This window comes from Thalassotalea sp. Sam97 (assembly GCF_041379765.1).
Taxonomy (GTDB): domain Bacteria; phylum Pseudomonadota; class Gammaproteobacteria; order Enterobacterales; family Alteromonadaceae; genus Thalassotalea_A; species Thalassotalea_A maritima.
The window spans coordinates 781,817-796,131 of record NZ_CP166919.1 but is presented as its reverse complement, the minus strand read 5'-3'; the positions used below and the strand labels follow the sequence as shown (position 1 = coordinate 796,131).

Sequence of the window (14,315 nt, the reverse complement as noted above, 5' to 3'; positions counted from 1 at the left end):
CGCTATGCCAATTACTTCTCATCGTTATATCAGTAACCTAACTCGGGATACTTATGCATTAATCCTCGCCGGCGGCAAAGGTTCTCGATTGCATGAGTTAACGGATTGGCGCGCAAAACCAGCAACATTTTTTGGTGGTAAGTTCCGCATCATTGATTTCCCTTTATCAAATTGCATCAACTCTGGTATTCGTCGCGTTGGCATTGCAACACAATATAAGTCTCACTCATTAATTCGCCATATCAATCGCGCCTGGGGCCACTTTAAAAAAGAATTAGGTGAATCAGTAGAAATATTACCGGCATCGCAACGCTACGGTGATAGCTGGTATACTGGTACCGCTGATGCGGTATTTCAAAATATTGATATCATTCGTCATGAACTCCCAAAATACGTGATGATTTTATCAGGTGATCATGTCTACCGTATGGATTACGGTGATTTAATCGCTAAGCATGTTGAAACAGGCGCCGATATGACGGTGTGTTGTATTGAAGTCCCTACCGAAGAAGCAGCAGGCTCGTTTGGGGTGATGACAGTCGATGAACAAAACCGTGTAAAACGCTTCGATGAAAAGCCAGCCCAACCCAATGAAGTACCAGGTAAGCCAGGCGTAGCGTTAGCGTCTATGGGTAACTACGTATTTAATACCGAGTTTTTATTTGAACAACTTCGCAAAGACAATGCCAAAGAGTCATCCAGTAAAGATTTTGGTCACGACATCATTCCTGCCATTATTAAATCGCATAAAGTATATGCATTCCCATTTGTTGACTCGCAAACAGGCGGTCAACCCTACTGGCGTGATGTAGGTACACTAGATTCATTCTGGGAAGCAAATATGGAGCTGGTAGAGCCAGAGCCGCAATTAAATATGTATGATGCTGCATGGCCTATTTGGACTTATCAAGAACAAACAGCACCGGCTAAATTTGTGTTTGATGAAGATGGACGCGTCGGTGCAGCGATTAACTCAACCGTATCAGGTGGCGCTATTGTGTCGGGTTCTACCGTAAAAAATTCGGTGTTATTTTCACATGTACGGGTAAACTCATACTGTGACATCGATCAAGCAGTGATTCTACCAGGTGCCACAATCGCCAGAAATTGCACCATTAAAAAAACCATCATCGATCGTAGCGTTAATGTCCCTGAGGGTCTACAAATTGGCATTAATCATGAGCAAGATAGGGAGAATGGCTTTCGCGTTACGGAAAAAGGCGTCGTACTCGTTACCCGTGATATGATCAGTAACTACCTAGAAAAGCAACTGAAAAAACAAGTTGCAGCCCAGGCAACAAGCCAAGTTGAAGCAAAACGTGATGAACAACTAGAGCAAATATAATAATAACTATGCGTATTTTGATGGTGGCATCTGAAAATGATGCACTACCGCGCGGTAAAGTCGGCGGTATTGGTGATGTCATTCGTGACATCCCCAAATTTTTAGTAAAGCAAGGTATGCAAGTTGATGTCATTACTCCTGGCTATCAATACCATGCATTTAATAACCCAAGCAAACACTTACACACCCTGTATGTACCGTTTCGAGAAAGTATTGAAGCGGTAGATTTATACCAACTAACCGAAGTTGGTGATAACAATGTGCGTCATTTTGTACTGGAAAGTAAGTTATTTTGCACCGATACGCCAGGTAAAATTTATCACGATGATGGCCATGACAAGCCATTTTATAGCGATGCCAATAAGTTCGCACTGTTTTGCGCAGCAACCTGTGAACTACTGATTGATGCATGGCATGAGCAATATGACGTGCTGCACTTACATGACTGGCATAGCGCCTTAGTTGCTATTTTAAGCCACTACGAACCGCGCTATCAGTCTATAAAAGATATCCGCAGCGTTTATTCTATTCATAATTTAGCGATTCAAGGGATCCGTCCATTACACGCAACACAATCGTCCTTACACAGCTGGTTTCCAACGCTAAGCTACGACAGTGAACTCATTGCCGATCCTCGTTATATTGATTGCTTAAATCCAACGCGAGCAGCCATTAATTTAGTTGACAGTGTGCACGTGGTGTCGCCAACGTATCGCCAAGAAGTGATGCTAGCCAGTGATCCGAGTCGTGGTTTTATCGGTGGCGAGGGGTTAGAAGCGGATCTGCAAAATGCTGCTGCGCAAAATCGTTTGGTGGGCATTTTAAATGGCTGTGACTATGACTCTACATTTCCAGAGCCGGTTTCTAGCAAAGAGTTAATAACGCTAATTCTTCAGCGGCTACAACGTTTACACGGTAGCGATGAGTACGTGAAAGCCGCTCATTACTTAGCAGAGCAACGCTGCCAAGATTGGCAAACGCAAAAAACTACAGGGCCACTGGTCATCAGTGTCGGGCGTTTAACAGGGCAAAAAGTTCAATTGTTGTTTGAACCGGGACATCAAGGCATCATTATTGACGATGTATTAAAGCTCTTAGCGAAATTTGGTGGCCGTATGATCGTATTAGGATCGGGAGACAGTCAGCTTGAACAACGCATGACTCAGGTTATGCAACGTCATAATAACCTTTTATTTATTAATGGCTTTTGTGCCGGTTTGGCTGAACATTTATATGTTAATGGCGATGTGTTTTTTATGCCAAGCTCATTCGAGCCCTGTGGTATTTCGCAAATGCAAGCCATGCGCGCAGGTATGCCGGTTATCGCTCATCAAATTGGCGGTCTTAACGATACCATAACGCATCTCGATACTGGCTTTTTGTTTTCCGGAAATTCCATCATCGAACAAACAGATGACTTATTAACACAAGTAGAGCTGGCGTTGCAGATGTTTAAAAACAGCCCTGCTGATTTTGCCAAAATGTGTAAACACGCAAAGGCACAGCGATTTTACTGGGATGCATGCATAAAACAGTACATTAGCGAGCTATATCAAATTCAGGCATCGTAACGGTAATAACTTCACTAGAGCGTGTTCATCTTTTGAGGTTGTTTTTGCAGCAATTTATGATGTTTTTATACAAGGCAGAGCTTATGTTGTGTGGGTACTCCACATAAGTAATTGATAAAACAATAGAAAGGCGTCATAAACGCTGTCCTTTGGATTCGTTTAAATGCATTTTTTTCATTGTTACTTGCTCTGTGCGTAGAATAACTATGCGTATCACAAGTGCCGCGATAAAAATGCATTTAATTCGAACAAAATTTAACCCTGAAAGATCAACACGCTCTAGAAAGCGAAAATGCCAACAACATATACAAACATGTTGTTGGCATAAACAATGTAAACGATATTTACACGTGTAAACTTGAAGTGACCTTTTGCATATCGATGCTATTTGAAAATACATCATCCGCAATATTAAAGGCTTTTGAATGAGTGATGTACGGGTGATCTTCTAAAAAAATCTCAATAGCGCGACGCACTTTCATAGAAATAAAGTCAATTTTGTCATCGAAGAAGTTTTTACGATGATCTTCACTGTCAAAAATACCGATAACTTGCCCATCTGGAGCAAAAATAGGACAACATAACTCTGACTTCACCTTTGCATCACATCGATAGTACGGCCCAGTGTAAGTCTCGACATCAGCGATATAATATGGGCGTTTTTCCATAATCACGCGGGTATTAATAGACTTCTCTAAATACGCTTCTGAAATTTCAAATTCCGCCTTACTCATCTCACCGTTATAAACATACTTAACCAACTTATCACCGTGTCGTAAGTAAATACCAAACCAAGCAACGTCGGTTTTAACGTGAATCCAGCGCACCAAGCGGCTTAAACGAGCCAATAAATCGAGTAAATTTGCGCGTTGTTCAGCTTCGCTAATACCTTCAACATCTGCGACATACTGTGCTAGGTCATAGGTATTTCCTGGCTCTTTGAAAATAGGACAAGTCCCGTCGTCATTTAATTTAGGCTCTATGTACGTGAGTAGGTGCTCATGATTATCAAGCACATTAATTGGTTCGTACAAAACACCAAGAATATCGAATAAGCGCATATATTTTTATTACCTACAGCGAAGTGTTATCGAGAAAGCTTTATTACTTTCTCACTACAAAATTAGACGTTTGGACGTCTAAACATCTTTAAATTATACATCAATCCATAACCTTGCCAACCTTTTTAACGCAAAACTCTGAATAAGTAAGTCATCGTTTTTCGCTATTACTGCGTATAAGCTAGCATTCGTTACTCAAATACTCTTTAATAAGAGACACTGCCATATGCCTAATATGGTCGTGTCTGTAAGCATACTTAACAGCAAAAATTTAACGATAACAATACTAATAACGATCACATAGAGATAACAATGGAAAACGTGCAAGCTATTAACAACCAAACAGAACAGTCTTCATTGACCCTCGATGAGGCGACTATCGACATCATCAATTTGCGACTACGCACATACATTGGCTTTAATCCTGAAGAACTCACTAAGCAACAAGACATTATTATTAACGCGCAAATTAAGTACCCCGCTGACGACGCCTGTAAAACCGACGAGGAATCACAAGCGCTAAACTATAAAACCATTACCAAAGCGATGATTCATCATGTTGAAGAGGGACATTTTAAGTTACTCGAAAAGCTCACCAAAGATTTGTTGGAAATTTGTATGCAACACCCTTCGGTAAGTCGCGCTAAAGTCACCGTTGAAAAGCCTCATGCGCTGCGCTTCGCCGATTCGGTATCGTTAACACTCAGTGCAAGCCGATAAAGCATGAGCAAAGGTAACATCATCATTACTGGCGCAGGCCAACGCCTCGGCTTGGCTCTTGCCAAATCACTGCTCAAGCAAGGCTATCACCTTATTGTCAGCTACCGTCACTTAAAGCCTGGCATCGTTGAATTACAACAACGTGGCGCTGACTGTATTCAAGCTGACTTTGCCACAAACCAAGGCATTAGTAGCTTTATTGATAGCGTACTAAGTCAATACAACAACATTCGCGCCATTATCCACAACGCCTCCGATTGGCACCCAGAAAATGACAATCAGCCCGCCGCCGACTTGATGCAACAAATGATGCAAGTGCATGTTCAAGCGCCATACCAAATCAATTTAGCCATGAGTGAGGCCTTGGAGACATATCATGCTAAAAATAATCAATGCGCTGACATAATCCATTTAACCGATTACATCGTAGAGAAAGGCAGTCACAAACATATCGCTTACGCTGCTAGTAAAGCCGCTTTAGACAACCTCACTCTGTCTTTTGCCAGTAAATTAGCGCCGAAGGTTAAGGTAAACAGTGTCGCGCCTTCTCTGCTTATGTTTAACGAATGGGACGACAATGCCTATCGAGAAAAGACCATGAAAAAGTCTTTGCTTGGTATTGTTCCTGGAGAGCAAGAAGGTGTTGAAGCAATAGAGTTTATTTTAAATAGTCGCTACTTCAACGGCCGAACCTTAAACTTAGATGGCGGTAGACACCTAAAATAACTTACGTTGAAAGACTGAATATCAGTACAGGGTCAAAGCTAGGAATACTATGAGTACACAAAATAGCGCAGTAACACTTTATCAGGACGACATGCAAATCAGTAATGAAGCGAAAGCCGTACGACAAGCATTAATTGATGCTGGGCTGGAAACGCCTATGCTCGACAAGCAAGTAGCTACGGAAGATAAATACCAACAACTCAAAGCTTCGTTCACCGAAATTTGTGAAACGCTTGGCTTAGACCTTAATGATGATAGTTTACAAGAAACCCCACATCGCATTGCCAAAATGTACGTTAATGAAATCTTTAGCGGTCTTGATTATCGTCAGTTTCCTAAAATCACAGTCATTGATAATAAAATGCAAATCGACGAAATGGTGGTGGTAAAAGACATTGAAGTGATCAGCACCTGTGAACACCATTTTGTGACCATTGATGGTATTGCCAAAGTTGCCTATATACCAAGTGATAAAGTTATTGGTCTAAGTAAAATTAATCGCATTGTGCGCTTTTTTGCCCGCAGACCTCAAGTACAAGAGCGTTTAACCGAGCAAATTGTTATTGCTTTAAAAACCTTGTTAAACACTGAGCACGTTGCTGTAAGCATTAACGCCAAACACTACTGCGTAAAAGCGCGAGGTGTAATGGACAGCAACTCCACCACGTCAACCACCGCCCTAAGCGGTTGCTTTAAAAGTAACCCTGCTAGTCGTAGCGAGTTTTTAACAACGTAAACGAAAGTTACTGCTTATGGCTCGCTGTTAATGCTATGCTTGATTAAACTCGTTAAGAAAGCAATCTGCATAGCCATGAGGAGACTAACGTGGCCATAAAAAAAATTAAAAATGAAAGCGAATTAGTGAAGATCGCATTGCGTGTTGGTGAGAGCTATGCGGTAAAGCGTGGATTTAATACTTTTGCAGCAACCGATAATGCCAAACAAAAAATTGAAGCTCTGTATCGCTTATTAGTGCACGATAAGCTGGTGGTTGCGGTACCCGAAGATCAAGAAAGCCAGCCTATGATGAGACATAAACTGGCGATTTGGATCAGTAAGCAATTACCTAAAGATCATCCGCTTGCGTCATAATAAGACGCAAGCTCCTGTTATAAATTAATATAGATATTTTGCGTACGACTTTGTCGTTCGCCTGCTACCAAAGCTTCAACCACAACCGTTAAGGTGTGATAGCCCTGCCCTTTTGGCAAAACAGCAATGTTCAAGGTGCCATTTTGTTGTTCTATAGGCATACTTTCATCAATCAATAATGCTAATTTACTCGACGTATTGAATAACACTTTCACATCGCTGCTATCAGCTGGCACTCGATAACCAACTTTGACCTCACCTGGTAAATCAGGCGTCAACCGTACTTGCTGTTGATAATCTAAACTGATGCTCGGTTTCGAAAACATTGGGTCGTTAAATTGGCTGGCATTAAAATGACCGAACATAGGGTCAAAGCCCGCGCCATGATTGTCACAAGCAAGAGCTGAGGCTGATACTAAGCCACAAGCTAAAATAAGATTTTTAAACGTTTTCATAACGAATCACCGAACTATATCTGATCACAGTGTTAGGCTGCTAGGCTCGCCACGACCAAAAACCATTGTAAATGTAGCTTAATTATAAAGACAAAAAAGCGTGATAGGAACCACGCTTTTTAGCGGTTAATGTCAACCATCGCAAATATTGGTTGTTTTAGCGTTTTACGGCAACAAAATGAACCGTAGAGATAGAACGCTCCAAGAAGGCGCCTTCACAATAAGCAAAGTAATATAACCATAAGCGCTTAAAGGTTTCATCATAACCAAACTGCGGTAGCTGTGACCAGTTTTGTAAAAACTTTTCTCGCCAGCAAGCTAAGGTTTTCGCGTAGTCTAAACCAATATCATCAAGCTGTTCGAGCACCATTGATGTGCGTTGGCGTAATTTTTTGGTCATTAACTCTATTGACGGCAAAAAGCCACCAGGGAATATATAACGCTGAATAAAATCAACGTTCGCTAAGTAATAATCAAAACGCTGATCGGCAATGGTGATGGCCTGGATTAGCATTTTACCTTGCGGTTTTAACAAGGCATTACATTGGCTAAAGAAGCTATCCATATATTCATAGCCAACCGCTTCGATCATCTCTATCGACACCAGTTTGTCGTATTGACCAGTAAGGTTGCGATAGTCTTCTTTAAGCAAGGTTATTTGTTGCTCTAGACCTTTTTCTTTTACCAGCGCTTGTGCGTGCTTAAATTGCTGCTCCGAAATTGTGGTCGTGGTGACTTTACAACCGTAATGCTCGGCAGCATAAATAGCTAACGCGCCCCAGCCTGTGCCTATTTCAATTAAATGATCATCGGTCGTTAGCTCTAATCGCTCACAAATCGTGCGTAGCTTCTGTTGCTGTGCTTGTGCTAAGTCGGTATTTCCATCACTGAAAATCGCACACGAGTACATCATCGACGGATCCAAAAAGCGGGTATAAAGCTCATTCCCCAGATCATAATGCGCTAAAATATTCTTTTTCGAGCCTTGCTTAGAATTGCGGTTACGGCGGTGAAACAGCTTATTTTTGACTTTGTTCAACCACGCAACGCGTCCCTCAATTTGATCCATATGCCCTTGCGCTTTGGCAAACAAACGGATCACTTCGGTTAAATCTGGACTTGACCACAAGCCGTCAATAAATGCTTCTGCAGCGCCAATATCACCGCCACGAACAAAGCGAGAGTAGGCTTCAACATCATTAATGTGAATAACTGCATTAATCGGTTTACCATCACCAGAAGATGGATGGCCAAAACGATAAACCTGATCACCTTCATGTATTTGCAGCTGGCCTACCTGCAACTTACCCAGTATAGAAAATAAAATTTGACGACATCGTTTTTGCCACCAAGTTAAGGTATTTATTTGTTGTTTGGAGACGATGTTTTCCACGTCATTTCTCCCTGCTTTGCTAAAATGTCATGATTAACGCAAACGTCTTTATGTTTATTAACGCGTTTGCTTGTCGTTTATTTGTTAGTTTAATTTTAAGCTTACCTACGTACCGCTTTATTGGTTTTTGCCGCCAATTTTCCACCCTGCTGATAAGGTACAAACTTAAACCTTTTAAAAAATAGTTTAAGCGCCTGATAGTAAATGCCCGCCACCACTTTTAAGGTCATCACCGGTAATTGCAACCAAACCGACATCATCGTTTTTGCCGTAAGAGGTTGTTGCGATAATGCTAAGGTGGCATCGAATAATTTGTCACCAGAGTCTCGCTTGTTTGCGATATGAATCAGTAAATTATCGTTGTTTTCACGCGGTGGATTTATGCGCCAATGGTATTGCATCGCCAAATCCATAAATGGCGACACATGAAAATCTTTATCAACGCACATATCCCCTTGCATATCGATAAGATAATAATGCCGCTCATTCCATGGCGTATTACTGACTTCTGCCAACATATAGCGACAAATACGATGCCCTTGCACTTGTTGATAACAAAAATAAAAATTCGCAGGAGAAAAATAAACACCAAAACAACGAGCTTGTACCAGCATAACGATATCGTGGTCTTGGTAATCTCCACCCAACTCATTTACTTTGCTAACAATACGCTGCTGCAAGGATAAAGGCTGACTATCTTGCTCATTGATAACATAATCAGATTCTACAAAGCGCACCGGGTTGTACCATTTGTAGCCAAAAATCCCACCAAATGAACGTTGTTCGGACACTTCTCTGACATCTAATGCCAGCATGTACAAACGATAATTGAAATGATGATTTTTAGGTAAAAAACGGCGATGACGAATCGTGCCGGTATACACTCTGCTCCGCAACTCTTGACTGGTTGATAGATTAACCTGTTCCATCACAATTCCATGCTATAAATGGCAATCAAAACGTTTACCCACATCAACAGCACTTTTCACACCGTCTTCATGAAAACCATTGTACCAGTACGCCCCCGCAAAATGGGTATGATTATGACCGCAAATAAGGTGACGTTGTTGTTGTGCTTGCATTGTTTTAACGTTAAAAACAGGATGATGATAAACGAATTTTTTCAATATCTTAGCATCATCTATCGCATCATTTTGGTTCAAGGTCACACAAAAGGTGGTATCGCTGCTTAGCCCCTGTAATATATTCATATTGTAGGTGACACTCGCAGGCCTTGCCCTGTCGCTCGACAATTGATAGTTCCAACTTGCCCAAGCTTTACGACGTTTGGGTAATAAATTAATGTCGGTATGCAACACCACATCATTAGCACTGTAAGGGATAGCACCAAGCACGGCTTGCTCGTTATCGGTGGCATCGGCGAGTAATGACAACGCTTGATCCGAATGACACGCTAGTATCAGTTCATCGAACTCTTGCACCTCTCCTGAGGCCATGTGTAACTGCACTTTATCGGCATCGCGAGTTATGTTCTCAATACGTGCATTCAAATAAATTCGCTCTTTAAAAGGTTCAATCAGTGGCTCAATGTAGTTACGTGAACCACCTGGAATAACATACCACTGAGGTCTATCGGCAATATTGAGCAGTCCATGATTGTGAAAAAAGCGGACAAAGAAATGAAATTGAAAAGCTTGCATTTCGGCCAGTGAACTTGACCATATCGCAGCCCCCATTGGCAAAATGTAATGCTCTGCGAAAAACTCGCTAAACTTATTGTTTGTTAAAAACTCGCCCAAAGTTAATGACAAATCGTGATCATTGGATTCATAGGCCATTTTGCAGGCTTTGTTAAAACGCAATATTTCGCGAATTAAATGCCAAAATTTTGGACGTAACAAGTTCCGTCGCTGAGCAAACAAGGTGTCTAAATTATGGCCGTTATACTCTAAGCCTGTCGCCAAATTATGAACCGAAAAGCTCATTTCTGTTTCTTGACGCGACATGCCTATATTGGCTAGCAGTTTGAGAAAGTTATCGTAAGTTTTATCGTTATAAACAATAAAACCTGTATCGATCGCATAATCTTTGCCATCGACATTGACATCTACCGTTGCGGTATGACCGCCAATATAATTATTTTGTTCAAATACGCTGACTTGGTGTTTTTGCGATAGCAACCAAGCTGAGGTCAAGCCTGAAATACCTGACCCAATAATAGCGATTTTTTTCATGATGCTTTAGCTCCTGCAAGCAATTTTTGTCCATAGTCGTGTGGGCAATAGCGCCAATAACGACAATAAGTAGGTCAATCTTTTCGGAAATTGAAGGTAATTTTTGCGTTTAGCGATGCCCTGATACATACGCTCAGCGGCGTCTTCGGCTGACAATAAAAACGGCATCGAAAAAGTGTTTTTGTCCGTAAGTGGTGTCTTGATAAACCCAGGGTGAACCAGCGTCACATCGATGTTGTGTTTAACCAGATCAATACGTAAACTGTTGGCAAGATAGTCCATCGCTGCTTTTGAGGCGCCGTAAGCTTCGGCTCTTGGCAATGGTAGTTTCGTTACACTGGACGAGACAAAAACAAGTTGTCCACCTGCTTTAATTTTCGGTAATAACTGTTCCAGTAATAATCCCACCGCGCCAATATTAATATCGATAATGCGTTTAAACAGCTCTGCATCAAATTGCATGGCATCGTCTATGTACTCGCAATCGCCTGCATTAATAACCACGACATCGACGTTATCTATCTTTGCTAACGCCTGAGCAGTGCCTTGCTTATCAGTGATATCAAAGCGTAGCGGTTGCATACCTTTTTGCTGCGCTTCATCAAGCGCTTGCTGGTTTCGACCGCAAGCAATAACGTGATGACTGCCTTGTTGGTATCGCTCCGCTAGCGCTTTCCCGATGCCGGATGTGGCACCTGTGATTAAGACTTTCATTAGCCCGCTCTGCGTTTAATTAAATGAATGAGTTTGCCGACCATTGGAATTTGCTCGTAAATCATTGCCCCTAAATCGACATAATCACGATGATAGGCAACCTTGCCATCACGCTCTCGTAAATGACTGTGCCCTTCAACACTCACCGGCTTGCCACCATTAAGCTTGTTATGGGTATACGTCATCAGCCAATATATCGCCGCTTGATTGCCTTCCACAATGGTATGCGTCACCTTAAAATCGCATGATGACAAATTGGTATACAGCCCTTCAAAATAGCGCTGTAATTCGCTAAAGCCTGACAACTCATGCATTGGATCTGCGAACTTAACTTGTGGATGATATATCTCTCGTAATAAGTGTAAATTGTCGGTTCCTAACCGCTGATAAACGTCAATAAAGTGCTGTAACCACAACACATTAGTGGTTGCCGGCTGAGCATCTTGTAGGTGCATTATATTTTCCATAACATTACTCAATTTAACATAAAAACAGTGACTTACAAGTTAGCAACGATGACAAAAAACAACTTTACTCACCGTAAGCTAATATCAGTACTCACCCTGTGTGTTTATAGAACGCTAGCGCTCTCAATCTTGCTTGCTTATGATCGACAATCGCCGGCCAGTAACACTCAAGGTTGTGCTGCTCAATATATTCATGCGGAAAATGAATATGTTTGTCAGGCACTTTATCTAATTCTGGTAAGTACTTACGGATAAATTTGCCGTCCGGATCAAACTTTTCACTTTGACTAATAGGATTAAAAATACGAAAGTACGGTTGTGCATCACACCCTGTACTGGCAGCCCATTGCCAACCGCCGTTATTTGCGGCTAGGTCCCAGTCAATAAGATGCTTAGCAAAATATTGCTCGCCATATCGCCAATCGATAAGCAAATGTTTGGTCAGAAAACTTGCAACGACCATGCGCAAACGGTTGTGCATCCAACCGGTGTTATTAAGTTGGCGCATGGCGGCATCAACCAAAGGGTAACCGGTACGCCCTTGTTGCCATGCTTGCAAGTTATCGGCGTTATTCTCCCAAACCAAATGTTCATATTTTTCTTGAAAATTAACGCCCATGCAAAGCCTTGGAAAGTGATGTAGTAGATGACGATAAAACTCTCGCCAAATCAACTCTGTTAACCACGTAAACATACCACCACGTTGTGTTGTGAGCAGATCCGGGTTTTGATTTAGTAGCAGGTGCAATAAATAACGAGGACTGATAGCGCCAATCGCTAGATATGGCGATAAGCCAGATGTTGCTTTTACTGAAGGAAAATCGCGAAGGTCGTCATAATCATCGATTTTATCTTGAATAAATGTGGCAATAACACGCTGCTGTACGTAGTCTGCTAATGGCCATGCACGAGAATCGGCAGATGGGTAGTTATGAGGTATCTTCGCCAAGGTGTTACTATCAACAGCACGGATGCCATCCGCAGATTCAACGATAAATTCAAAGCCACGTTCCGCAACGTGCTTTAACCAAGCTCGCTTAAACGGTGTAAACACCTTATACATGTGCCCTTGGTTCGTAACAACGCTACCTTTAGCAACAACCACATCCGCTTCAAATAACCTCAGTTCAACACCTGAAGCAATAATCTGCTGATCGCGACGCTGTTCGTTTAATTCCACTTCTTGGTTGGCGAATAATCTAAGAGGCTGGCCTTCGCCTTTCAAACGTTTTGCTAACGTATTGAAGTAATCAACCTGAGCGTTAAAGTCGATGGCTTCAACAACCTCTAAGCATATGCCTATTTGTTCGAGTTGCGCTTGCAATAACGCTACATGGCGAAGCATAAAGTCCACCTTTATTGCTGCCATATCGTGTTGCTGCCATTGTTGCTCGGTTATAAAAAATAAAGCTTTACTGACACCTTGTTGGCGGGCATAAAGCAAAGCGGGATTATCAATAACACGTAGGTCGTTGCGAAACCAAAGAATATCCATATAACGCTCTTTGTAGTGTATGAGGAGTGGTAACCATCAGCACTTGATGTGTGCTTCATATGCTCAAAGCTTGCCGATATTTACGGCAAGCTTTGGCTGGTTGTTAGTAGCCGTATCTGAGACGCAAATCTTGTGGATAGGGATCCAAATAAAACTGCTGTGCTAAGTACGGTTTAGGGTATTGCATTTGATAATGTTTAATCATTGTGAGTGGTACCATCAAGGGCACCAAGCCTTGGCGATAATCATCAATATGAGCAACCAATTCTTGTTTCTCTTCGGCGCTCAGCTCATTCGAAAAGTAACCTTGCAAGTGCTGTAGTGTGTTCGCATGCTTCTTGCGGGTCGCAATTTTTTTCATGGCGGTCATCAAACCCAAAATGTACTTATCAGCCATGTCTTGTATAGCGAGTTCTGTACTTGCCAATAAACGCCCTAAGCGCTTGTAAGCAACCAAGTCATGACTCATTAGCGTGTACTTATACCGCGCGTGGAACTGCATTAGTTTGTGTTTTGTCGCTCCTGATTTTAGCAGCATTTGCCAGTCTCGATAGGCAAAGACACGCGCCACAAAATTTTCGCGAATAAGCGCATCATTTAAACGACCATTCTCCTCGCAAGGTAATAAAGGGTTTGCTCGCATAACTTCTTTTGCAAAAGCACCGATACCATCTGAGGTTGAGCCCTTACCGTCTTCGCTGTAGACCTTAACGCGTTCCATACCGCAACTTGGGCTTTTGGCACAGAAGATATAGCCACTAAACTTTTCGGCCACTTTGGCGACTCGTTTACCGTACTCGGCTAACGCCTCGGTGACATCTCCACTACCATCGGGGCGCGCGACAATGATCATGTCATCTTTTTTGATTTGACGTATCGTCGGACGAGGAACAGGCATGCCAACAGCCACTTCGGGACAAAACGCTCGATACTGCACATGCTTACCAAGCTCTTTCACACAGAACTTAGAGGTTTTAGAGCTTGCATCAAAACGAACGTTTTGACCTACTAAACAAGCACTGATGCCAATAGTAATAGGAGCTGACATAACGTAATCCTCAAAATAAATACTCATAAGGAT

General features: G+C 42.0%; 15 protein-coding genes. 6 read left to right on the top strand and 9 right to left on the bottom strand.

Features of this window, described 5'->3' with window-relative positions; translation table 11 throughout:
• Positions 1-4: 4 nt before the first annotated feature.
• Positions 5-1,345 (top strand): glucose-1-phosphate adenylyltransferase, encoded by a 1,341-nt coding sequence (gene glgC, locus ACAX20_RS03515; RefSeq protein WP_371188649.1) that lies wholly within the window; start codon positions 5-7, stop codon positions 1,343-1,345.
• Positions 1,346-1,353: 8 nt separating this feature from the next.
• Positions 1,354-2,916: a glycogen synthase gene (locus tag ACAX20_RS03510; protein ID WP_371188647.1), complete on the top strand. Its 1,563-nt coding sequence runs from the start codon at positions 1,354-1,356 to the stop codon at positions 2,914-2,916.
• Between the two features lie 344 nt (positions 2,917-3,260).
• Here ACAX20_RS03510 and ACAX20_RS03505 read toward each other — a convergent pair whose 3' ends face one another.
• Positions 3,261-3,977, bottom strand: a complete 717-nt coding sequence (locus tag ACAX20_RS03505) for a GAF domain-containing protein (RefSeq protein WP_371188645.1) — start codon at positions 3,975-3,977, stop codon at positions 3,261-3,263.
• A 312-nt stretch (positions 3,978-4,289) separates the two neighbouring features.
• Here ACAX20_RS03505 and folX point away from each other — a divergent pair, with 312 nt between their 5' ends.
• From folX to ACAX20_RS03485, 4 genes are all read left to right on the top strand, one after another.
• On the top strand, positions 4,290-4,697 hold the full coding sequence (gene folX, locus ACAX20_RS03500) for a dihydroneopterin triphosphate 2'-epimerase (RefSeq protein ID WP_371188643.1): 408 nt from the start codon (positions 4,290-4,292) through the stop codon (positions 4,695-4,697).
• Positions 4,698-4,700: 3 nt separating this feature from the next.
• On the top strand, positions 4,701-5,423 hold the full coding sequence (folM, locus tag ACAX20_RS03495; protein WP_371188641.1) for a dihydromonapterin reductase: 723 nt from the start codon (positions 4,701-4,703) through the stop codon (positions 5,421-5,423).
• A gap of 49 nt (positions 5,424-5,472) precedes the next feature.
• Positions 5,473-6,159 (top strand): GTP cyclohydrolase I FolE, encoded by a 687-nt coding sequence (gene folE, locus ACAX20_RS03490; RefSeq protein WP_371188639.1) that lies wholly within the window; start codon positions 5,473-5,475, stop codon positions 6,157-6,159.
• A gap of 89 nt (positions 6,160-6,248) precedes the next feature.
• Complete coding sequence (locus ACAX20_RS03485; RefSeq protein ID WP_371188638.1) at positions 6,249-6,515, top strand: DUF5062 family protein; 267 nt, start codon at positions 6,249-6,251, stop codon at positions 6,513-6,515.
• Between the two features lie 17 nt (positions 6,516-6,532).
• Here ACAX20_RS03485 and ACAX20_RS03480 read toward each other — a convergent pair whose 3' ends face one another.
• From ACAX20_RS03480 to ACAX20_RS03445, 8 genes are all read right to left on the bottom strand, one after another.
• Positions 6,533-6,970, bottom strand: coding sequence for a hypothetical protein (locus tag ACAX20_RS03480; RefSeq protein WP_371188637.1), 438 nt, complete (start codon positions 6,968-6,970; stop codon positions 6,533-6,535).
• 157 nt (positions 6,971-7,127) lie between these two features.
• Positions 7,128-8,363, bottom strand: a complete 1,236-nt coding sequence (locus tag ACAX20_RS03475; RefSeq protein ID WP_371188635.1) for a class I SAM-dependent methyltransferase — start codon at positions 8,361-8,363, stop codon at positions 7,128-7,130.
• A gap of 101 nt (positions 8,364-8,464) precedes the next feature.
• Positions 8,465-9,292: a DUF1365 domain-containing protein gene (locus ACAX20_RS03470; RefSeq protein WP_371188634.1), complete on the bottom strand. Its 828-nt coding sequence runs from the start codon at positions 9,290-9,292 to the stop codon at positions 8,465-8,467.
• Positions 9,293-9,304: 12 nt separating this feature from the next.
• Positions 9,305-10,558, bottom strand: a complete 1,254-nt coding sequence (locus tag ACAX20_RS03465) for an NAD(P)/FAD-dependent oxidoreductase (protein ID WP_371188633.1) — start codon at positions 10,556-10,558, stop codon at positions 9,305-9,307.
• Positions 10,559-10,564: 6 nt separating this feature from the next.
• Entirely contained in the window at positions 10,565-11,272 is a 708-nt protein-coding gene (locus ACAX20_RS03460; protein WP_371188631.1) for an SDR family NAD(P)-dependent oxidoreductase, read from the bottom strand.
• On the bottom strand, positions 11,272-11,727 hold the full coding sequence (locus tag ACAX20_RS03455) for a nuclear transport factor 2 family protein (protein ID WP_371188629.1): 456 nt from the start codon (positions 11,725-11,727) through the stop codon (positions 11,272-11,274). Before ACAX20_RS03455 ends, ACAX20_RS03460 begins: the two co-directional genes overlap by 1 nt.
• Before the next feature lie 103 nt (positions 11,728-11,830).
• On the bottom strand, positions 11,831-13,234 hold the full coding sequence (gene phrB / locus ACAX20_RS03450; RefSeq protein WP_371188627.1) for a deoxyribodipyrimidine photo-lyase: 1,404 nt from the start codon (positions 13,232-13,234) through the stop codon (positions 11,831-11,833).
• A gap of 103 nt (positions 13,235-13,337) precedes the next feature.
• The gene (locus ACAX20_RS03445) at positions 13,338-14,282 is read right to left on the bottom strand and encodes a YbgA family protein (RefSeq protein ID WP_371188626.1); all 945 of its coding nucleotides are present in this window, start codon (positions 14,280-14,282) and stop codon (positions 13,338-13,340) included.
• Positions 14,283-14,315: the final 33 nt, after the last annotated feature.